The sequence below is a fragment of the Campylobacter sp. RM19072 genome (assembly GCF_024723485.1).
In the GTDB taxonomy this organism is placed as follows: domain Bacteria; phylum Campylobacterota; class Campylobacteria; order Campylobacterales; family Campylobacteraceae; genus Campylobacter; species Campylobacter porcelli.
The window spans coordinates 1-20,656 of the sequence record NZ_JANQCU010000011.1 but is presented as its reverse complement, the minus strand read 5'-3'; the positions used below and the strand labels follow the sequence as shown (position 1 = coordinate 20,656).

Annotated in this window: 24 protein-coding genes; 14 read left to right on the top strand and 10 right to left on the bottom strand. The window is 32.3% G+C overall.

Annotation, left to right across the window (positions count from 1 at the left end; all coding sequences use genetic code 11):
- Positions 1-8 precede the first annotated feature (8 nt).
- The 7 genes from clpX to galE form a co-directional block, all read right to left on the bottom strand.
- Complete coding sequence (gene clpX / locus CSUIS19072_RS06275) at positions 9-1,223, bottom strand: ATP-dependent Clp protease ATP-binding subunit ClpX (RefSeq protein WP_086236995.1); 1,215 nt, start codon at positions 1,221-1,223, stop codon at positions 9-11.
- Complete coding sequence (lpxA, locus tag CSUIS19072_RS06270) at positions 1,223-2,008, bottom strand: acyl-ACP--UDP-N-acetylglucosamine O-acyltransferase (protein WP_086236996.1); 786 nt, start codon at positions 2,006-2,008, stop codon at positions 1,223-1,225. The genes clpX and lpxA overlap by 1 nt, the downstream gene beginning before the upstream one ends.
- A gap of 13 nt (positions 2,009-2,021) precedes the next feature.
- Positions 2,022-2,468, bottom strand: coding sequence for a 3-hydroxyacyl-ACP dehydratase FabZ (gene fabZ / locus CSUIS19072_RS06265; protein ID WP_086236997.1), 447 nt, complete (start codon positions 2,466-2,468; stop codon positions 2,022-2,024).
- Between the two features lie 104 nt (positions 2,469-2,572).
- A complete protein-coding gene (locus CSUIS19072_RS06260) occupies positions 2,573-3,640 on the bottom strand; it encodes an epoxyqueuosine reductase QueH (RefSeq protein WP_086236998.1) in 1,068 nt (355 codons plus the stop codon).
- Positions 3,641-3,646: 6 nt separating this feature from the next.
- Positions 3,647-4,156: a thioredoxin-dependent thiol peroxidase gene (bcp, locus tag CSUIS19072_RS06255; RefSeq protein ID WP_086237272.1), complete on the bottom strand. Its 510-nt coding sequence runs from the start codon at positions 4,154-4,156 to the stop codon at positions 3,647-3,649.
- A complete protein-coding gene (locus CSUIS19072_RS06250) occupies positions 4,156-4,356 on the bottom strand; it encodes a tautomerase family protein (RefSeq protein ID WP_086236999.1) in 201 nt (66 codons plus the stop codon). The genes bcp and CSUIS19072_RS06250 overlap by 1 nt, the downstream gene beginning before the upstream one ends.
- A gap of 73 nt (positions 4,357-4,429) precedes the next feature.
- The gene (gene galE, locus CSUIS19072_RS06245; protein ID WP_086293657.1) at positions 4,430-5,422 is read right to left on the bottom strand and encodes a UDP-glucose 4-epimerase GalE; all 993 of its coding nucleotides are present in this window, start codon (positions 5,420-5,422) and stop codon (positions 4,430-4,432) included.
- Positions 5,423-5,647: 225 nt separating this feature from the next.
- Here galE and CSUIS19072_RS06240 point away from each other — a divergent pair, with 225 nt between their 5' ends.
- The gene (locus CSUIS19072_RS06240) at positions 5,648-5,872 is read left to right on the top strand and encodes a hypothetical protein (RefSeq protein WP_086293659.1); all 225 of its coding nucleotides are present in this window, start codon (positions 5,648-5,650) and stop codon (positions 5,870-5,872) included.
- A gap of 240 nt (positions 5,873-6,112) precedes the next feature.
- Here CSUIS19072_RS06240 and CSUIS19072_RS06235 read toward each other — a convergent pair whose 3' ends face one another.
- Positions 6,113-7,324: a PD-(D/E)XK nuclease family protein gene (locus tag CSUIS19072_RS06235; protein WP_086293661.1), complete on the bottom strand. Its 1,212-nt coding sequence runs from the start codon at positions 7,322-7,324 to the stop codon at positions 6,113-6,115.
- Positions 7,325-7,703: 379 nt separating this feature from the next.
- Between CSUIS19072_RS06235 and CSUIS19072_RS06230 the strand changes: the two genes are divergently transcribed.
- Together CSUIS19072_RS06230 and CSUIS19072_RS06225 are read left to right on the top strand one after the other, a co-directional pair.
- Positions 7,704-8,000, top strand: coding sequence for a type II toxin-antitoxin system RelE/ParE family toxin (locus CSUIS19072_RS06230; protein ID WP_086237003.1), 297 nt, complete (start codon positions 7,704-7,706; stop codon positions 7,998-8,000).
- Positions 7,994-8,269: an addiction module antidote protein gene (locus CSUIS19072_RS06225; RefSeq protein WP_086237004.1), complete on the top strand. Its 276-nt coding sequence runs from the start codon at positions 7,994-7,996 to the stop codon at positions 8,267-8,269. Before CSUIS19072_RS06230 ends, CSUIS19072_RS06225 begins: the two co-directional genes overlap by 7 nt.
- On the opposite strand, the gene CSUIS19072_RS06220 is transcribed toward CSUIS19072_RS06225, so the two are convergent.
- Both CSUIS19072_RS06220 and CSUIS19072_RS06215 read right to left on the bottom strand, forming a co-directional pair.
- Positions 8,266-8,769 carry a restriction endonuclease gene (locus CSUIS19072_RS06220; RefSeq protein ID WP_086237005.1) on the bottom strand — a complete coding sequence of 168 codons (504 nt, stop codon included), beginning with the start codon at positions 8,767-8,769 and terminating at the stop codon, positions 8,266-8,268. The two genes, CSUIS19072_RS06225 and CSUIS19072_RS06220, sit on opposite strands and share 4 nt — an antisense overlap.
- Positions 8,770-9,006 (bottom strand): cobalt chelatase, encoded by a 237-nt coding sequence (locus CSUIS19072_RS06215; protein ID WP_086237006.1) that lies wholly within the window; start codon positions 9,004-9,006, stop codon positions 8,770-8,772. It abuts the gene before it with no gap.
- A gap of 484 nt (positions 9,007-9,490) precedes the next feature.
- Between CSUIS19072_RS06215 and CSUIS19072_RS06210 the strand changes: the two genes are divergently transcribed.
- The 11 genes from CSUIS19072_RS06210 to CSUIS19072_RS06160 form a co-directional block, all read left to right on the top strand.
- Entirely contained in the window at positions 9,491-9,721 is a 231-nt protein-coding gene (locus CSUIS19072_RS06210) for a hypothetical protein (RefSeq protein ID WP_086237007.1), read from the top strand.
- Between the two features lie 76 nt (positions 9,722-9,797).
- Positions 9,798-10,013: a hypothetical protein gene (locus CSUIS19072_RS06205; protein ID WP_086293663.1), complete on the top strand. Its 216-nt coding sequence runs from the start codon at positions 9,798-9,800 to the stop codon at positions 10,011-10,013.
- A 543-nt stretch (positions 10,014-10,556) separates the two neighbouring features.
- Positions 10,557-12,218, top strand: coding sequence for a hypothetical protein (locus tag CSUIS19072_RS06200; protein ID WP_086293665.1), 1,662 nt, complete (start codon positions 10,557-10,559; stop codon positions 12,216-12,218).
- A 9-nt stretch (positions 12,219-12,227) separates the two neighbouring features.
- Entirely contained in the window at positions 12,228-12,680 is a 453-nt protein-coding gene (locus CSUIS19072_RS06195) for a hypothetical protein (RefSeq protein WP_086293667.1), read from the top strand.
- On the top strand, positions 12,680-13,273 hold the full coding sequence (locus CSUIS19072_RS06190) for a zonular occludens toxin domain-containing protein (protein ID WP_086237011.1): 594 nt from the start codon (positions 12,680-12,682) through the stop codon (positions 13,271-13,273). Before CSUIS19072_RS06195 ends, CSUIS19072_RS06190 begins: the two co-directional genes overlap by 1 nt.
- Positions 13,274-13,383: 110 nt before the next feature.
- Positions 13,384-13,821 (top strand): hypothetical protein, encoded by a 438-nt coding sequence (locus CSUIS19072_RS06185; protein WP_086237012.1) that lies wholly within the window; start codon positions 13,384-13,386, stop codon positions 13,819-13,821.
- Positions 13,748-14,917 (top strand): type II secretion system protein GspD, encoded by a 1,170-nt coding sequence (locus CSUIS19072_RS06180; RefSeq protein ID WP_086237013.1) that lies wholly within the window; start codon positions 13,748-13,750, stop codon positions 14,915-14,917. Before CSUIS19072_RS06185 ends, CSUIS19072_RS06180 begins: the two co-directional genes overlap by 74 nt.
- A 35-nt stretch (positions 14,918-14,952) precedes the next feature.
- Positions 14,953-16,359: a replication endonuclease gene (locus CSUIS19072_RS06175; RefSeq protein ID WP_086293669.1), complete on the top strand. Its 1,407-nt coding sequence runs from the start codon at positions 14,953-14,955 to the stop codon at positions 16,357-16,359.
- Entirely contained in the window at positions 16,346-17,221 is an 876-nt protein-coding gene (locus CSUIS19072_RS06170; protein ID WP_086237015.1) for a tyrosine-type recombinase/integrase, read from the top strand. Before CSUIS19072_RS06175 ends, CSUIS19072_RS06170 begins: the two co-directional genes overlap by 14 nt.
- Before the next feature lie 98 nt (positions 17,222-17,319).
- Positions 17,320-20,037 carry a hypothetical protein gene (locus tag CSUIS19072_RS06165; protein ID WP_086293671.1) on the top strand — a complete coding sequence of 906 codons (2,718 nt, stop codon included), beginning with the start codon at positions 17,320-17,322 and terminating at the stop codon, positions 20,035-20,037.
- Positions 20,038-20,062: 25 nt separating this feature from the next.
- Positions 20,063-20,656 (top strand): hypothetical protein (locus tag CSUIS19072_RS06160; RefSeq protein WP_337212133.1); only part of this gene is annotated, 594 nt, incomplete at its 3' end.

Below are 20,656 nucleotides of genomic sequence, written 5' to 3'. Positions count from 1 at the left end.
TATCTCCTTTACTTTGCTTTCATTAATAGTGGCTTTGCATCACCATCAATCACATTTTTTGATATTATCACATCATAGCCATTTAACTCTGGAAGATCATACATAATATCTATCATCACATCTTCCATTATACTCCTTAAACCTCTAGCTCCAGTTTTACGCTTAATGGCTTGATTTGCCACCTCTTTAATAGCCTCATCTTCAAATTTAAGCCTTGCTCCATCAATGGCAAAGAGCTTTTCATACTGCTTTAAAAGAGCGTTTTTAGGCTGGGTTAAGATATTTACCATATCATCAATTGTAATCTCATTTAGGGTTGTAATAGCGTGCAATCTGCCAATTAGCTCAGGAATTAGCCCAAAATGCACCAAATCATCAGGCTCTACAAGGCTTAGCAAATTTGACTTCTGGCTTTTACCACGCTTCTCTTGATTAAATCCTAAAACATTCTTACCAAGCCTACGCTCAATAATATCCTTAAGCCCATCAAAAGCCCCACCGCAAACAAATAAAATATTTGTAGTATCAATCTGAATAAAATCTTGATTTGGGTGCTTTCTACCGCCTTTTGGTGGGATATTTACCACGCTACCTTCTATTATCTTTAATAGTGCTTGCTGGACGCCCTCACCGCTTACATCACGAGTAATTGATCTATTCTCACCCATTCTAGCAATCTTATCTATCTCATCGACAAATACAATCCCCTGCTCAGCTCTTTTCACATCGCCACCGGCTGCATTTAATAATTTTGTAAGGATATTTTCTACATCTTCACCTACATATCCAGCCTCAGTTAAGCTTGTAGCATCGCAAATAGCTATTGGAACATCTAAAAATCTAGCCAAAGTTTGAGCCATTAGCGTTTTACCACTCCCTGTAGGGCCAATTAGCAAGATATTTGATTTTGAAATTTCAGTATCATCTTCAATGCTATGTTGCTTAAATATTCTTTTATAATGATTATAAACACCCACGCTAAAGACCTTTTTAGCTCTTTCTTGACCTATTACATAATCATCTAAAACAGATTTTAAAATCTTTGGAGTTATATCTTTATAATCTATAGCCTTATGAGTATTTTGCCCTGTTTCATCGCCATGAACTGCACTATATGCTGCATCAACACAGAATTCACATATAAATGAACTATCACTCTCATTAGCTAAAAGTTTTCTATCATTTGCTTCGCTCTCACCGCAAAAACTACACTTTCTAGCCATTAATCTCTCCCCTTATCAAGCGGTATTCCTCTTTTTGTATTTATGATAAATTCGCACATCTTCCTAGCCTCTAAAGTAGGATTTTGATCCAAAAGCTCTAATGCTCTATCTTTTAATCCGCCACCACTTCTAAATAGAAATTTATAAGCTTTATTGATCTGTTCTACTATCTCTTTATCAAATCTTCTGCGAATTCCAACTAAATTTAAACTTCTTATATAAGCCCTATTTCCTTCAGCTAAGCAAAATGGCACCACATCTTGACTAAGCGCTGATGCCCCAGCTATCATACAGCTCTCACCAATATGGACAAACTGATGCACAGGCGTAAGACCGCCAATCACAGCATAATCATCGATCACCACATGCCCTGCTAGCGTCACGCCATTGGCTAAAATAATCCCATCACCCAAGAGGCAATCATGAGCTATATGGGTATATGCCATTATAAAATTATTACTACCGATATTAGTGTATCCATCGCCCTTTTTGGTGCCTGAATTTATGGTAGCAAACTCCCTGATGGTAACATTTTCTCCTACTCGAACTCCACCAGCATCCTCTATAGAGTAGCTAATATCTTGAGGGATATCGCCCACAATTGCGTAGCTATAAATTTTACTACCGCTACCAATATGCGTATCTCCGATAATCCTAGCACCTTGCTTGATTATAACATTATCACCCAAAACGCTCTTTGAGCTTATGAAAGCATATGGCTCAATAACACATCCATCACCTAAAATAGCACCATCTTCTACAACTGCTGTGTTATGAATTTGCATATTTTGCTCTTAATTATTTATCTACAATCATCGCTTTTAGCTCAGCTTCAGCCACTAATTTCTCATCTACATAGGCCTTAGCACTCAAAGCCCAGATATTTCCCTTGCGCTTTAAAACCTCTAATCTATACTCTAATCTATCGCCCGGGCGAACAGGAGATCTAAATTTCGCCCCATCAATACTCATAAAATAGACTACCTTATTCTCTACGCTAATTTGCTCCTCTTCGCCCAAGCTTTTAAAAGCTAAAATTCCGCCAGCTTGAGCCATTCCTTCAATAATCATAACGCCTGGATATATAGGATGACCTGGAAAATGACCTTGAAAAACCTGCTCGGCAATTGTAACATTCTTATACCCTTTGATATGTTTGCCAGGCTCTAGCTCAACAACTCTATCAATAAGCAAAAATGGGTATCTGTGCGGTAATATCTTTTGAATTTCAACTACATCTATCATAAAATACCTTCTGAATACAAAGTGCTAGATTGTATCTAAAATTAGCAAAATATTAGTTGAATTTTTAAAAAATATCAATAATTTTATCTAAATTCAGATAGATATTAAATTTTTTCTACCACCTCTACGCTTGCTGGAAAGATTTGGCTATTTGCTTCTACTATGTATTTAGCCTTTTTAATCTCATCGACTACAATTATAGGGCTTAGATTAGATTTAGTAATCTTTTGACGCACCTTTAGCTCTTGCTTTAATTTTGGTGGATTATAGATTAATTCTAGGGTATTTTTATATTTAAATTTGCCAAGTTTATTAAATTTAGATAGGCTTATAAGCTTAATATCATCTTTATTTGTATTGATAAAATCTCCTTGCTTTTCAATGATAAATTTAGAGCTTAAAAGCCTAAAATGTGAGTAAAATAAAAAATAGCTAGGTATAGCGATATTATCCATCTTTACACGAGCAAATCTCAATCTATAATTTAGAATTTTCTCTCTAATTAAGCTAAATTTAATCTTTGATCTCTCAAGCTTTCTTACCTTTTTATATAGCTTTAATCTATAGCCTATGGAACCTGGCCAAATCTGCCCTCCAAGTGGCTCACAAAGCTCATCTATCACCTCTTCATTATGGCGTTGCTTAATAAGCCCATATATACAACCGCAATAATTTTGGTGATATAATTTATCATTTTTTGCTAGTTCAAACTGCTTTTGAGTGCCACCATTTTTTCTTAAATCCACAGCAACAGCTTCTAAATTCGTCCCTTTTATAGCATTATTTAAGGCATCTTCTAACTGGGTAAAATCTTTTTTAGGGCTCATTAGCAAGGTTGTAGTGATCTTTTTACACCCTAATTTTACGGCCTCTTTAGCACTATTTCCTACACGAAATTCAAAGCAATACGCACATCTTTTGCCCTTTTCAGGCTCATCTTCAAGCCCCTTAGTTCCCTTTAGCCACTCTTCATACTCATACTCACCGCAAATAACCTCTACACCAAGCTTCTTACAACTTCTTTTGACATCTTGAAATCTTAGCAAAAATTCACTATAAGGGTGGATATTTGGGTCGTAAAAATACCCTATAATACGCTCATTTGGATATAGCTTTTTAAGCTCGCCAATGAAATAGTGGCTATCAACACTACAGCATATATGAACTAGCAAATTCGCCTACTTTACAAGATCTGCTAGCACCTTAGCGGCGTGGCCAGCTGCTTTTACGCTCTTATAGACTTTTAGGATTTTTCCATCTTTATCTATGACAAATGTCGTGCGGACAATCCCTAAATACTCTTTTCCATAATTTTTTCTAACTTGCCAAACACCATAAGCTTTAGCTACCTCTTTATCTGGATCGCTAAGCAAAATATGCTTTAAATTTTGCTTATTTATAAATCCGGCGTGAGATTTAACGCTATCTGGGCTAATGCCTACAATCACGCAATCATTAGCGATAAAATCATCATAATTTTGACTAAATTCACAAGCCTCAGTCGTACAACCTGGAGTATTATCCTTTGGATAGAAGTATAAAACCACATTTTTACCCGCAAAATCTCTTAAGCTAATGCTTACTCCATCACTATTTTCTAAGGAGAAATCAGGTGCTATATCTCCAGCTGTTAAGGTAACTTTACGCTCTAAATCCTCTTGAGTGAAATTTGGATTTTTACTCTCCATCATTTGCCCTCTTTCATAGCTTGGACAGATTTAGCACCAAAATATGTCGCATCACTTCTAATCTCATCAAAATTTATAACCACACGCTCAGGCTTTTTACCTAGATCATTTACCATAATATCAGTGATTTTGACTGCGATTTCATCTAATTTTTGGCGACTTGGCATAGGGTCAGCTAGTTTAATATTTATAATTGGCATATTTTTCCTTTTAAATCAAATTAAAACCAAAATTATACTCAAATTTAAGTTAATATCATATATTTTTATATATTTACACTATTTTTCTCTCCCAAGCAAGGGCTGAAGCGATGATGGTCTCTAGGCTATCTTTTTTAGGTTTCCAAGAGGTAAGACTTCTTAATTTTGATGAATCAGCGATCAACACAGCCGGATCGCCTAGGCGTCTTGGTGCGTCCATAACCTCAAAATCTACCTTGCTTACCTTTTTAGCCATATCAATCACTTCAAGCACGCTAAATCCATGCCCATACCCAACATTAAATATATCACTATCACTGCTATCAAGATAATCAAGCACCGCTAAATGCGCATCTGCTAAATCCTCAATATGGATATAATCCCTTATACAAGTCCCATCTTTAGTATCATAATCCCTGCCAAAGATACTCATATTGGTTCTTTTTCCAGTTATTGTTTGCGTGGCTACTTTTATTAGATGGGTGGCGTTTGGATAGTTTTGGCCAATTAAAGAGTCGCTTGAAGCGCCTGCGACATTAAAATATCTTAAAATTCCATATTTAAAACTGCTATTTGCTGCGGCTGCATCTTTTAAAATTTGCTCGCTCATAAGCTTGCTATTGCCATATGGATTTATAGGATTTTGTGGGCTATTTTCGCACACTATGCCATTTTTAGGCTCACCATATGTAGCGGCTGTGGAGCTAAATATAAACTTTTTAATCCCAAATTTAATTGCTAAATTAATGAGATTTGCGGTATTTGCGGTATTGTTTAGATAATATTTTAGCGGATTTTGCATACTCTCAAATACCTCGATATAAGCCGCAAAATGTATAATCGCATCAAATTTATGCGTAGAAAAAATCTCTTCTAATAACGCAGTATCGGCTAAATCACACTTGATAAACTCAAATTTCCCCACACTCTCAAGCGCTATTAAAGCCTCTCTTGATCCACTATAAAAATTATCAATTACGGTGATTTTATCGCTATTTTTATGTAAAAGTGCCTTTAAAACATGTGAGCCTATATAACCAGCTCCACCGGTGATTAGGATATTCATTTTTACTCCTTAATTATAATCCAAATAATTTAAGCAATCTTAAAGATTTATAGCTAACATTATATTTATTTTAGCGCAAGATTTTGCCTTCTTATCCCTTTAAATTTACTTAAGGTGGTAAAAATTTATGATAATAAATGCAGCTAAACAAGTTAAATTAAAAATTAATTTTTATTAATATTTAATTTACTTATTCTAGAATTGCAAAAACTATCACATAAAAAAATGAGACTAATAATACCTAAAGAAAACAAGCAAGCAAAAGCAGCTAAGAGTGTGGTAGATAAACTAAAGCGCTCTAGCTCCCTCTTTGCTTACGCTATTAAAGATTTTGAGTATTTTGAGGGCAAGGTAGAGAACTACTACGCACTAAGAGAAGAAGCTTGGGAAGCTTGGCACGAATACAACAAAATAAGAAATAGGCTCATAGAAGCCATAGAACGCCTATAAAATCGCTTAAGTAGCCTAAAAAGAAATAAGAGTAGTAAATAGTATTAATAAGATTGTGTAGAAATGGCTTAAAAGGTTAAGCTAAGCTAGGGTTTAGTATAGAAATGGATTTTAGATAGCATTGCCATCCCAGAGTTAGCACTTGTCCCTTTGTGCCTAAAAGCTCACTTAACACCTTGCCACTTCTGCATATTTTATTTGAGTCATAGCCGTGAATATACGCAAATTATGTTTATTCTTTTAATTATTTTTTATTATATTTTGAAGTCTTCTCATTGCTATTTCATAGGCTCTATTTTGATAATCTGTGCTATGGAATTCCAAAGCTCTTAAAAACTCATCATAGAACCTGATTTCTGATTTATATTCACTAAAAAACTTAAAAAGTTTTTTATAGGTAATAATTTCGTATTCTTTATTAGCCACTTCTTTTTTGGCGTTATCATTTCTTAAAATATCGTGGTGATCTGGCACAAGTAAAATACATTTTACTTCTCTAGCTTCAGCACCTTTATCTTTAATCTTGGCAAAATCACGATACTTATCAAGCTGGTTTTCTATTTCTTCATTCATTTTTTCATCATATTTTTTGCCATTTACTCCAGATTTGATTTTATTTTCTATAACAATAGCATGTTTATCATCTTTTATATAAATATCTATATTTTCATCGGTTTCTCTTGTTATTACAGCCATTTTACTATCCATTTGAAATTTTGCGAATTCAAGGCAAAATTTAGCCAATAATTCTCTATCTTCATTAAGAACATAACTTATAATATTTGAAAATGCTAATTCATCATACTCTTTGCCTATCACTTCAAAAAAATTTACATCTTTTATATCTTCATTATTTTTCATTATTTCATCAACACTTTGGCAAGGTTTTTCATCCCAAAATTCTTTTTTATCTAAAAACTCTTGTAGTTTTGAGTCCTTAAGTTTTTCTTCATCTAAATACTCAATTAACGATTGTTTTGCTCTAAAATTAACATAACATTTATTATCGCTAACTTCGTTTTCATTTACAATATAAATTTTTTGTTTTGGCTTTTTAAAAGAACCAACCTTAAAAGTTACATAGACGGTATTTTTTTGTTCGTTAAATAACTCATTTAATGCTTTTCCACCATATTTTATTTTTTCTTCTTTAATGAGTTTTATTTGTTTGTCTTGTTCTTCATCCATAAGCTTATTTCTAGACCCTTTCATAAACTCATCGCTAATCAAACATTCCAAATCGCTGGCATATCCCAAAATTTCCATATGCCCTTGTCCAACACTACGCACCATAAGAACAGCAGCAGCATTTTTTGCTTTAATATTTATTTTTCCATAAGGTGTTATGTAAATATAATGCTCACCATTGTCAGCTTTAAAAAAATTTATAACTTCATGTCCTAGATTATCATTTAGATAGCCACCACTAAAAACTCTGTTTAAAATTATCATTTTTACCTCTTTTGATTTTTAAAGAATTTTTGAACTCTATCCTTAGTTTTTTAATATAATTTTATCTCACTAAAAACCGCCTATTTTAAAGTAGGAATTTTAGTAAAACTAGCATTTTATGTTGTATTGTTAAATTTAAAAAATTTTTCAAAACAAAGGAATAAAAATGAGATTTTTACAATCAATCTACGAAAGTGAGCAAAAGATAGCGATATAAACATTGATTTAAAAGACTTTAACGAGTTTTTAGGGATTGGTAAGATATCTTTAGAGTAACTTGATGGTTGCGAGAGAGGGACTTGAACCCCCGACCCTCGGGTTATGAGTTTTTTGAGCTTATATAATTAGCTATTAAGCTGCATTTTTATATACTTTTACTATGGAAATAAAATATACTAAGCAGTTTGAAAAATGGTATCTTTCTTTATCAGATTATAAAGTCAAAGCTGCTATATTGCGTAGATTTGACAAGATAAAAAATAATGATTATTTGGGCGATTTTAAAAGTATAGATATTGATTTATATGAGCTTAGGATTTTTGTTTCAGGTGGGATAAGATTGTATTATACTATTCAAAATGGTGTTTTAGTTATATTTCTTTGTGGTGGTGATAAATCAAGTCAAGATAGAGATATACAAAAAGCTAAAAATTTATTAAAGGAATTAAAATGTTAGAGTTAAGAGAATTTGACCCTATTGATTTTTTAAATAATTCAGAAATGAGAAAAGAGTATTTAAATCAAGTTTTAGCAGATGGCGATATAGAAGAACTTAAAAGAGCTATATTTTATATTTCCAAAGCCGAAGGTGTAGAAAATATAGCAAAAAAAGCAAATTTAAATAAAGAAAGTTTTTACAATATGTTTAAACCTAATTCTAAACCTAGATTTGAAAGCATATTTAAAATTTTAAATGCACTTGATTACAAACTTAGTTGTAATTAATTTTCTTTAATTTGTAAAAAATTACACTCCACTTTATGCTGTTTAAAATATAACTCACATCCTTTATCCATATTTGAATTAGAAACTATCGCTCTTTTTATAATTTTATTATTTAAATACCTATTGTTTTCTTTTTCATACATATGGCAATCTCCTATAAATTTTCTTACTATATCTTGCTTTATTGGATATATTGAGTTTTTGCATTGTATTAATAACACTTCTTTATCTTTATACCCTATTATGTCTATTCCCATATCTTTTTTTCCTTCTTCCATTCCTTTCATATATATTTTGTATCCCAATCCTTTAAAATGTCTTCCTATTTGAAATTCATATTTAGCACCTTTGTCTATATTTGCTTGTTTTAATTCTTTTATATATTTTTCTTTTTCTATTTTTTCTTGCTCTTTTTGTTTTTTTAGCTTTTTTATCCCTACATAAAAATATCCGCTCGTTAATATACTTCCAAGACAGAAACATATAATATGTGTAAACATTTACTCTATTTCCTTTTTTAGTAGTCTTGTTTTGATATCGGATATATAAAATTCTTGTTCTTTGTCGCTTAATCTTGAAAAATATTCATTTAATTCTTTGATTTTTGAATTACTTTCATTTTCTTTTTGAAAATTTTTTATTAAAAATTTATATAATGCTGGTCTATTTTTTTCCCAGTTATACAATGTTCTAATCTCTATTTGTAGCTCTTTTGCTAATTCTGTTTTATTTACCATTATATGAAAACTTTTCATTATTTTATTTTAAATTAAGCTTATTTATGAAATAATTTCATTGTGATATTTGAATATATTTCATATTTGTTAAATTCTATCATAAATATGAAATTTTTACAAACCAATCAAAATTTTAAGGCGCAGTCAGAATAAGAGAAATGAGAGTAAGTCGCCTTTTTTGTAACTTGCGTTTGGCGTTACGATAATACGCTGGAGCTGAAATCTCTATAAACTTACTCCGCCCTAGTTTTTTTATCGGTAGATCTCTAGGGTGTAATTATTACCGATGATATTAAAATTTTAAAGGATTTACCGTGATTTTACAAGAACAATTTCGTATCAGTTACGAAGTTACCAAAGGCTTCGTTAAGGCTTCTGGCTCAGGTCAGATAAAAATGATGATGGTGAGCTAATTAATTACTCAGCTAGCGTTCGTATTTTTTCTACTAATATTTATCAAAGCAACACTGAAAACGATAAGACAATGTTTGCCAACTCCTATGATAGACAATTGGCTTTTAAGATAGCTTGCGATTCAGATCTTAAAGCTGGTAAATTGGCAAATTTGATTCAATCTACTTTGATTAGCTCTCAGCCTATATTTATAAGCGGTGATATACCAGTTCGCAAGACTGATGGCACTTATGAAGTAAATGTATTTGAGATTAAAGGCGTTGATATGGATAATTTAGATAAGGTTGCGATTAAGAAGTAAATTTGAAAAAAGCCCTAACTAAAATTTAGGGCTTGATTGAGATTTACTATCTCGTAATTTTTAGAAAGGGATTGAGATGAAAAAAGGATTGCTTACTAAAGCTTCTATCGGTGCTTTTGGCTTAATGTCTATGGCTTCACTTGCTAACGCTGCGGTTACAGTCGATTCAAGTACTGGTGCTATTAGCGGTAGTATTGATTTAAGTATAGTCTATGGCGCTTTTGCTATTGTTTTATCTGCAATTGCTACAATCTGGGGACTAAAAAAAGTTTTCAGAATTTTTGGTTTTTAATTTCTAAACCCTTTAATGGGTTTATTTTCTTAAGCCACAAAAAATGCGTTTATTTTTCTTGAAATTTTAAGAACGCTCCGCATTTTTTGTGGTGCAGCGCGAATAATAGAGTTGGCTGGGCTAAGTTGTCTTTTTCGAGCGCTGTCAAAAATTGTCTTGGTGGCTTTATGGATATAGATATTCAAAATTTGATTTTATTTGAAAGCTCTTTTTTGGTGTCGTTCTTGTTGCTTTGTTTGCTGTTAAATCACTTCTATATGTTTTTAAAATATTTGATAAGGAATAAAAATGATGACTGGGCATATCACTGGCTTATCTTTCGATGATTATAATTTTCTAATGGGTTTTACTGGCATATTGTGCGGTTTTTCAATTTTCTTGATTACTTTGTTTGTTATCTCTAATTTAAGGGCTTAATATGGATATTTTAACAATTACTGGCTCTGCTTCATTTGATTATTTCTTTTCTATATTTTTCTATTTTACAATTACTGCCGTTCCGTTTTTACTCGCATTTGTATTAATAGCTAATAAGTCGTTACGATGAGATATATATATTTATTATTGTTGCTACTTACAAATTTATACTCTTATTCTTATAATGTTATAACTAGCGATACTTTCAATCCGGTAAAAGATGATACATATAACCCTAATGATATATTGAGTAGTAAAAAAAGATTATTTGTTACTGATTATGGTGATTATATTTATGAAAATTCGGTTATAGATTTTAAAGTAAATTCTAATTGTTATGATGTATTGAATTCTAAAAATTCGCCTTGTTTTTATAATCCAAATGGTCATGAATTTATAATGCTCGATCTTAGCGATTTTTCTACATATTCTATGGCTAAATCCGTTAATTATGATTATGATGGAGCTCCTAAAAATGATGGCGCTTTTTATGTTTTGTATGGTTCAAATAATTTTCGTGATCCTTGGTATATATTTTATATGGAAGGTGAATGTGGTTCAGATTGTCCTCAAGAGTATATAGATGAAATGCAAGAAAGTTTTAAACGCAGCTATGATTTAGTTATGAAAGTATCTGATCGGCTTTTTTATATCGAGGAACACTCTAATTCACTTTATCAAGGATATTATTTTGCTTATTTTTATCCTTATCAAACCGAAGAATCTATTAATAATAGTGGACTTTTTGATGGAATGGATAATTTTTTTACTAGCGTTCAGTATAAATTTACTCTAAATAACTCTTATCGTCACACTTGCCCCGTGGGTAGCAAATTTAATCCTGATACTGGCTTATGTTTTGAAGATTGCACCGATTACGATGTTAGCGATTCAGAATTTAAATTTCAATTCAATGATGGTAAATGTTTAGTTGTCACTGGTGCTACTAGCAATTATGATATCGCAAAAGCCTATTGTGAATTTAAAGACTCAAATTATACTATTACCGGTGCTGATCCATATGCTCCTGGCTCTAGTTCTATAATGTATTTTTGTGATAATTATATCAATATGATTCAATTGCCAGATGATTTATTTCAAAAAGCTCCAGAATTCGATAATAAAGATGATAACACTGATAATTCTATCGGTGGTTCTACTGATAATGGGAAGAATGGCTCTACAACAAATCAAGGAGATAGCGAAACTTCAAGCGGTGGGGGTTCTAGTGGCGGAAGTTCGAGCGGTTCAAATATTGGCGATAATGATGATGAAACGACTGGTGGCGGTAATGGCTCAAGCGAATCTAACTCTACTAGCGGTAATAATCCAGGTGGCGGTAGCGGTTCTGGTGGCGTTGGCACTGATGGCACTGATGGCAATGGAGCAGATCAAGGCGGAGATTCAGAAGGTGAAGGTATAGGCAATACGGATAAAGAAGCCGTTGAAGGCGCTCTTGGTGGTTTAGGTGGCTTATTTGATGATGTATTTGATAGCTTTTTTGATCTTGGTAACTCTTTAGATGAAATGTTAGCAAATTTGGAAAATAGCGTTAATTCCGCCAAAGATTCACTTAAGCCTTTTGGTAGTATCTCTGCTACTACTGTTACTACTTGTCCTTTGGATTTTTCATATAGTAATCCTTATCCGATTAATTTTTCAATCGATTTATGTTCGCCTTTGTATTCCGTAAATGGCTTGGTTTATTCAATAATCTTTTTGTCTATTTTATCGCTTAGCGTGATATTTTTCATAAAAATATTAATAATGCTACTGGCTACATTCTAGGAGATTTAAATGGTTGCAGCTATTCAAGCTTTGATAAGTTTTATAGGATTTATATTTACTTCCGTTGTTGAATTTATAGCTGGTTTCTTTGGCAAAAAAGTTGTTTTACTTACTATTTTATACCCTATTATCATAGGTTTTGCTACATATGTTTTTACATATGTATTTATAGAATTTTTAAATTTGCTTTTAGGACTATTTAATTTAGTAAATATTGTTAATGAGAATATGCTTGATATGATTCGTAGCTCTGATAAAAATTTGCAATTTTTCTTATCGGTTATGTCGGCTAGCGGTGTTTGGAAAGCCTTTGTTGATGCCTATAATATAGTAAGCCCTTTGTTTTATTTATTGCTTGTATTTTTGACTATTGTTTTAATTTTTAAAGCTAAAAATTTAGTATTTAATCAAATCAAATATCTTTATGATCTGCTTATAAAAACTGGTGTTGGGAAAAAATAATGGCAATTCATTATATAGTTGGCAATCCAGGTAGCGGTAAAACCTATTATGGCGTTTATATACTATATGATAAATTTATACGCATTAAAAAGACAAATTTTTTCTCTCGCTTTGCTAAGCAAAAAGAGCAAAAGCAGTATGATTTTGGATATACCAATATTAATGAGTTTAATTTTGATTCTAGTGATAAGATACGCAAATTAGAGCTTGAGCCTTTAAAAGAGAAGCTAAGTCTTTTATATAATATGTATAAGCTTAATGCTCCAGATTCTGAGCTGATAGAGACTGCGAAATCTTTTGATTTTTTTAATGTTATATTTGTTATAGATGAAATTCATAATTTTTTTGTTAGTAAAGATGAGATATTGATATGGTGGCTTACATATCATAGGCACTTACACCACGAGCTATATTTAATTACCCAAGATTTATCTTTAGTTGATAATGAGTATAAAAGAATCGCAGAATTTTTCTATAGAGCTATCGATAGCTCAAAAAGATTTTTTAGCAAGAAATTTAGATACTTCCAATATACCAGTTATAGGTTATATGAAAAAGATTTAATTCGTAGATTTCACATTGATTTCATTTAAGAAGTTTTTAATTTATATCATAGCGGTGATGATAATATAAGAAGTAGTTATTTGAGAAAATTTTTTATATTTCGTGCTTTTTACTTATTTTTTCATTTTTTCTATTCTATATGCTTAAATCTTTTGTTACTCCACCAGATGATACTAGCAAACCAAGTCAAAAATTTACTGATAGCAATAGAACCAAAGTAAGCTCTAATATTAGACAAAATTTGCCTAGCGATAAAATAGATGATACTTTAGGTTTTTATTATAAATATACTTGTGTTGGGTTTGATTGTAAATTTGATAATAGTGATGACTTGTTTGATGTAAGGCTCTTAAGCTATCTTTTAAGTAAAACTGAAATTTTGTATAAGATTGATTCTAGTAAATCTAAAAATAGCGTTGAAACTAACATTATCATTAAAGATGATGTTTTTAAAGTATTAAATATTGCATTTAATACAAATAAAAATTCTAAAGGACTAACCGATGATTTTAAAAACCCTTCGTTTGCCAGTGGTTCTAGCAGTTTTTTGCCAACTCTCTCAAGCCGCAATAATTAAGAATAGTTTGCTTGATTTTGCCAATATAGCTTCTACAAATTCAAAGATAGAAATTTTGATTAGCGGTGATATAAAAGCCAAGGACTTTTATTTTTTCTCGCCTTATTCAAATTCTGAAATTGATTTGCCAGTTTTTAAAAAGATGATAGAAGTATCGGGCTTTAGGCTTTTAAAATTTGATGACTTTTATTATGTTGATAGGGTAGATGGGAATCTAACTGCTAGCAACAATCAAGAGCTTTCAAATTTGTTCTATATCAAACTTCAGAATAATAGTTTTGATGAAGTAAATAGCATAATCAATATGTATGATAGAAATGCTACTTATATTAGCCAAGATAATGCCGTTGCTTTTAAGGCTACTGATAAGGAGTATAGCGAGATATTATCAGCAGTGTCTATGTTAGATGAAAAGGACTTCGAGCAAGTAAATTTTAAGATTACCATTTTAGAGACCAATTTAGATGAGTTACGTTCTAGGGGAACTGAGATAAATTCATTGCTTAAAGGTGTCGATAGTGTAGATTTTAGGTATTTTTTTAATTTGCTGACTGTTCCTTATACTGCCAATACTAATGTTAGTAATCAAAGCTCTAATTTTTATGGCGTGTTAAAATTTTTAGATTCTAATGCTATTACCAAGATAAAATCTAGCCCTTTTTTGGTGGCTAAGAATAATACTTCCGTTTATTTTTCCAATGTTAGAAATATCCCTTTTCGCACTTCTATTAGGCAAGTTCAAGACTCACAAAGCTCTACTCAAGAGAATTTTGAATATAAAGATGTCGGTTTAAAGCTTACCTTAAAGCCTAGAATTATTGATGAATTTGTATATACGGATATATATTTTGTATATGAGAATTTGATTAATACGGATAATTTAACGCCTACTACGACTAAAAAGGAGTTAAAGTCTAATTATAAGCTAAAAAAGGGAGATATTTTAGTTCTTAGCGGAATTAACGAGCAAATAGAAAATACAAATAGAACCGGTATCCCAATCTTAAAAGATATATGGCTCTTAAAGTATCTATTTTCTACCCAAAAAGTTGAAGTTAGCAACTCTATTATCTCTATATCTATTGAAGTGTTTTAAGCGAGTGATTCAAAATGCTAAGGTCAAATTTTTTAATGACTGCCGCCGCTAACGCCGACTATGAGCGCAGCGCGAGTAACGAGCGCGGCGCGAATAAAGCGGCGGCTTGTCAAATTAATAAAAAAGTCTTACCTTTAAGCTTTGGAATTAGCGAAGCTGATTTGGAGCGCGCGAACGCCAAGCTACAAAGCCAAAGATTATGGCTCAAATCTCAAATTTATAAAGTAGATGATGAGAGTGGCGAAGTCAAAACTTTGCTTGATTGTTCTTATTCTGCTAATTTTTCTAGTAGGTATTATGCTGAGTTAAATAATCGTGTAAATACAATTAATGATTTTTCATTTAACCAAGGTTTGCAGTCTAGCTTTTTGACAATTACGCTTAATGGTTGCTTTAGAGATGCCCTTATGGGTGATTTTAGTAGGTTTAAGGCTAAAGATAGGGATTTACTAAGTGAAGAGTTTAAATATAAGATGAAAAATTGTCCTAATGATATAAATATTAAGGATTTGATAAATTTGCTTAATTACCAGTGGAATTTATTTATAGTTCGCATACACCGCAAATATAAGAATTTTACTAAGTATTATATCCGCTCTTTTGAGCCGCACAAAAAAGATGGCGTTCCGCATATTCACGCTTTAATTAGTTATCCGCAATATGCGCATGAATACATACTCAAGGCTTTTAAAGATATATTTTATGCTCCGCAAAATTTAAGGCAAAATTATTTAACAAAAGAGCAGATAGCCAAGGGCGAAATTAATGGCTTTCAATGGACTTTAAGCAATCCTACTGGCTATATTCTAAAGTATATCAATAAGACTTTTATAAATTTTAATGAGCGTGACAATCTAGACTATAATACCGCTTGGTATGTTAAATATAAGGTTCGCCGTTTTATCAGCTCTAAGCACCAAATTCCGCTATGGATATATAGAAAAATCAACTTTTTTTATAAGGATTTTTATAATTTATGCAGTATAAAATCAATGTCTGAATGGCACTGCGAGTGGAATTTTGATGAAACTTATTTTTTGCTTCAAAATATCCATAGTGGCGAGACTATATCTTGCGTTGATGGAGTTATAAAGCACTCTATAAGCGATAATATTATTCACTACTACCATAAAGAAAAACCCCAAGATATAGATAGAATTTATCGTGTATATGAAAAGCCGACTATAAAAGATAAATCCAGCAAAATTTTGTTTGAGAGTAAGCCTATAATTACAAATATGAAAGATTATACCTTGCTAAGCTATTATCGCAGCCTTGATAGCAATACTTGCAATTTGCAGCACCTTGCATATGTAGAAAACGAGCTTATAAAAAGAAAAATGGGTATATTCTGCGGTAAAAATAGCCCAAATGATTTAAATACCGTGTTTGAAAATTTTGGCGTTGATTGCGATGGAGTGATTTACTATGATTTTAAATGAAGTTTTTGAGAAGTATTTGATATACTATGAATTCTTACTGCGTCCATCTACCTTAAAAAGCGATATAGCCACATATAATAAGCACATTAAGCAAGGTTTGGGTCTTAATTATATTAATGAGATTGTCTTTTTAGATATTCAGAGTTTTTGTAATAACTTGATAAGATCTGGATATAAAATAAAAACAGTTAAAAACATACTAACCAAATTAAAGGTAGTTTTTAAATTTGCTATTAAGCTAGAGTTGATAACAAAAAACCCTTGTGATTTTGTAGAATTACCTAGATTTGATAATAAAATTTACTTTAACTACTCTGTAAAAACGCAAAAGAATATCATAAGGGCTATCATTAATAACGATTCTCCAACTAGCGATATATTTTATTTTTTATTGCACGGTAGGAGAAAAAACGAAGTATTATCTTTGAAGTGGTCTGATATAAATTTTAAAAATAAGACTTATTCTATACCTTTTCAAATCAATAAAGCTAAAAGAACTATGATATATTTGATGAGCGATGGTTTATATCATAGACTTTATAAAAGATATGTATCGCTTGTGAAATCTGGCTCATATTCTCTAGATAATTATGTTTTTGTCAATCCAGCTACTAATAATAAATATGTTGATTTGCGTAAATCTTGGCATAGATTGTTAAAAACCAATAATCTACCTAAGCTTAGATTACACGATATAAGGCACTTAATAGCAACTTATTCTATAAATCATTTAGGATCATCTGTTGAATTAGTTAGTTACTGTTTAGGGCATACTAATATTGCCACTACTCAAAGGTATATAACTAAAGATATGAAAATGTCGCTTGGCGTGATTGAAAATATGCTTAAATCCGTAAAATAAAAATTAATAATTGTATAAGAATAAATTTAGATGGCTAAGAATTTGATTTTATGATTATTGGTTGCGAGAGAGGGACTTGAACCCCCGACCCTCGGGTTATGAGACCTAATAAGCATAAAACCACTAAGGATAAGGCTAATGCACATATCAAGGATAACCTAGGCAAAGTTGTAAGTAAGCTTACAGAAAGTGAGCTAGGCGTAGCTACAAGATTTATATATAAAGAAGCTGAAGCTACCCAGCAGCTAGCTATGAGAGTTCTAGCAGTAAGAAGGGTAGTCTATCAATTCTCTAATACTCTTAAATTAGAGATAGATGATTATCTAGCTAAGGCAGCTCAAGGTAAAGAAGATATCCCTGAGCTTCTAGAGCTATATGCTAAGCTAGGTCAGGTATATTCTATGAGATTAGCCCTAAGGGGGCTTAGTGCAAATGTAGGTAGAGCCTTAAACGCCCATAAGATAAAAGTAGGTGCTAGTGAAGTTGATATAAAATCACTCACTGAGTATGAGTTAAAAAATCTAATGGGAAGAGCTGGTGGGCACGATGATATCTTAAATGCTTTAAAATCTTTCTCTAAAAAGATTGAAGAAGGTAATATCAAAGATGGTCTTAATGAAGCAGGAGTTATCAGATTTACCACTTTTAATAGTGTGTATGCAGGTTTTTTGGGTAGTATCTTATCAGGATATCCTACACACCTTATAAACATTGGCTCAAGTGTTCTAAACATAGCTATGCATATAGCTACACAACATATGGCTATATTTGGTAGGGCTCTATCTAAAAGAGATATAAATGAGCTATCACAGATACAAGCAGCTTATAAAGGATTAGCAGCAGGTATAGCAGATGCCTTTAGATATCATAAGGGTATCCCTGAAGATAATATGGGTTATTTTTGGCGTTCATTTAAAGATAATGAGAGTTATATAGATATTAATATCAAGGTTGAACACTCAACATCTAAATTAACACCTAGCCACTACTCTAAAGTAGGTAGAGAATACTGGGCTACTAGAGACTGGAAACAGCACCCTGTAGCTTGGACTGCTGGATATCTAATGGATTTTATGACACTTCCACTTAGATTTTTACAATCTACTGATGAAGCTATGAAAGCCATAGTATATAAGAGTGAAATATATAGGCTTGGTATTAACTATATCAATGAAAGCCCTTTGTATGCTAATGCTTCTAAAGAGCAGAAGCTACAGGCTCTTGAAGATATAGTTTTTGACCCAACAAATGTTCCTGTGCAAGGTAAGGATATATCTCAAAGATTTATAACTAAACTAGGTCTAGATAAGCAGAATTTAACTGAAGCAGAAGATAAGCTAGTAAAAGATATCAAATCAATCCATAGCTTAGCTATAGGGACAGCTAGGTCTATGACCTTTACAACACCTTTAAATAAAGATGGTGTAACTATAACAGACCTTAGCCCTAATCCATCTTTAAAAAAATGGGGTGAGACTGATAGGTATTTTTTAGATAACGCTAGGATAATAGCTAAAGATGTTAAAGATAACTACCCTAAATGGATACTAGGTGGTGTGGGTGCTGGACTAGATAAAGTAGCTATGTCTATTACAGATATAAAGCATCTAAACAACCCATTAGGTGTTGTTATGAAATATACCATACCTTTTGTAAATACTCCTTTAAACTTAGTTAAAGGTGCAGGGCGTATGACACCTTTAGCTATCTTAAGTAGAGAGTTTCAAGCTGATATAGCAGCAGGTGGAGTAAGGAGATGGACTGCTTTAAATAAAGTTGCTCTAGGTTCGTTTATGATGTGGCAAACTTGGGAGCTTATGGAAGAAGGAAGGTTAATAGGTAGTATCCCTAAGGAGTTAAGGGGTGCTGCAGGTATGCCACCTGAGAACTCTATAAAGATAGGTGATACTTGGTGTAGCTATGCTAGATTTGACCCTGTGGGTATTTTAATAGGTGTTGTGGCAAACTTAGGACAAGCCTTGCATTACAATGAAGCAGAAGAAGAGGATAAGAGAAATGCTTTTGCCGCTGTTATGATAGCTCTTTCTAATACAGTCATTAGCAAGTCTTATATGACAGCTCTATCAGGGTTAGTAGAAGCTATGACTGCTGATGCAGTAAATGAGAAAACTCTAACGCAGACAATATCTAAATCTGTTACTGCTTCTATAGTGCCTTTTAGCTCAATGCTTAGGGAGGTACTTGGTGAGACTGACTATGTAAGAGAGTTAAGACCTGATGCCGATGGAGTAGCAGGTTTGTTCGAGGCAGTAGGTAATCAGCTACAAGCAATTATAGCCCCTGCTACTTTAGAGCCTAGGTTATCAGTACTTGGTGAGCCTATAGCTCAGCATAGTAAGGTTGCTGGTATTAGATACTCTAATTTTACACAAGACCCTGTATATTTAGAGCTTATAAATGTAGGCTACAATGGTAAGGGGGTTAGTGATACCTTTAGTTTAAATGGTGTTACATTAGACCTAAAACCTAGCCAAGAAAACGCTATAAGAAAGATAGCTGGAGAGATGGGGATAAAAGATGCACTACAACAGCTTATAAGCGACCCTAAATATCAAGCCTTACCTATTGAACTAAGAAAAGATGAAATAGTTAAGGTTGTAAATAGGTTCTATAGCAAGGCTAAGAGAGTGTATGTGCAAAATAACCCTGATATGTTTGCTGAGTATAAAGAGGGTCGTGAAGAGAAAATTAACCTATTAAAGGGCGATAGCTCTAAACCTCAAAAACATAGAATACCAGCCATTGAAATGCAAATAAAAGAGAGAGAAAATCCTGTGGGGTCAAACCTATTTTAATAACATAAATGAAAGGAGGTAATTTATGAGTAGTGAAGTATTTAATTCTACTAGTATCTTAGAGACTTCTAAGGTGCTTAGGTTGGTAGATACTGGTCTAGAGAAGCTTGTGGATACAGGTGGCTCTAGGCTAACCTATCTAGCAGCACCTAAGGACGCTAAAGATGCTGTAAATAAAGAGTATTTAGAGCAAAGTTTTGAAGAGGCTAAAGAGGCTTTTGAGAACATTAAAACACAAACTTTAGCTATTAAAGATGAAGCAATAGAACAAACTAATGCTATAAAAACAGCTACTAATCAAATCAAAACAGGGGCTGAGCAAATCAAATCTCAAACCCAGCAGATAAAAACTGAGACTAATACTATCAAAACTCAAACTGAGCAAATTAAAACTCAGACTGAGCAGATAAAAACTCAAACCCAGCAGATAAAATCTCAAACTGAGCAAATCAAATCAGAAACCCAACAGATAAAGCTAGAGCTAGTAGCTAAAGCCCAAAATCTCTCTGAGCTAATTGATGCTTTAGAGCAGATAAAGCAAAGTAATGGGGTTAGAGTTGATGAGATAATCCAAAGCCTAATATTATCTGATAAAGAGTTTTTAGTTAGGGCTATGGAT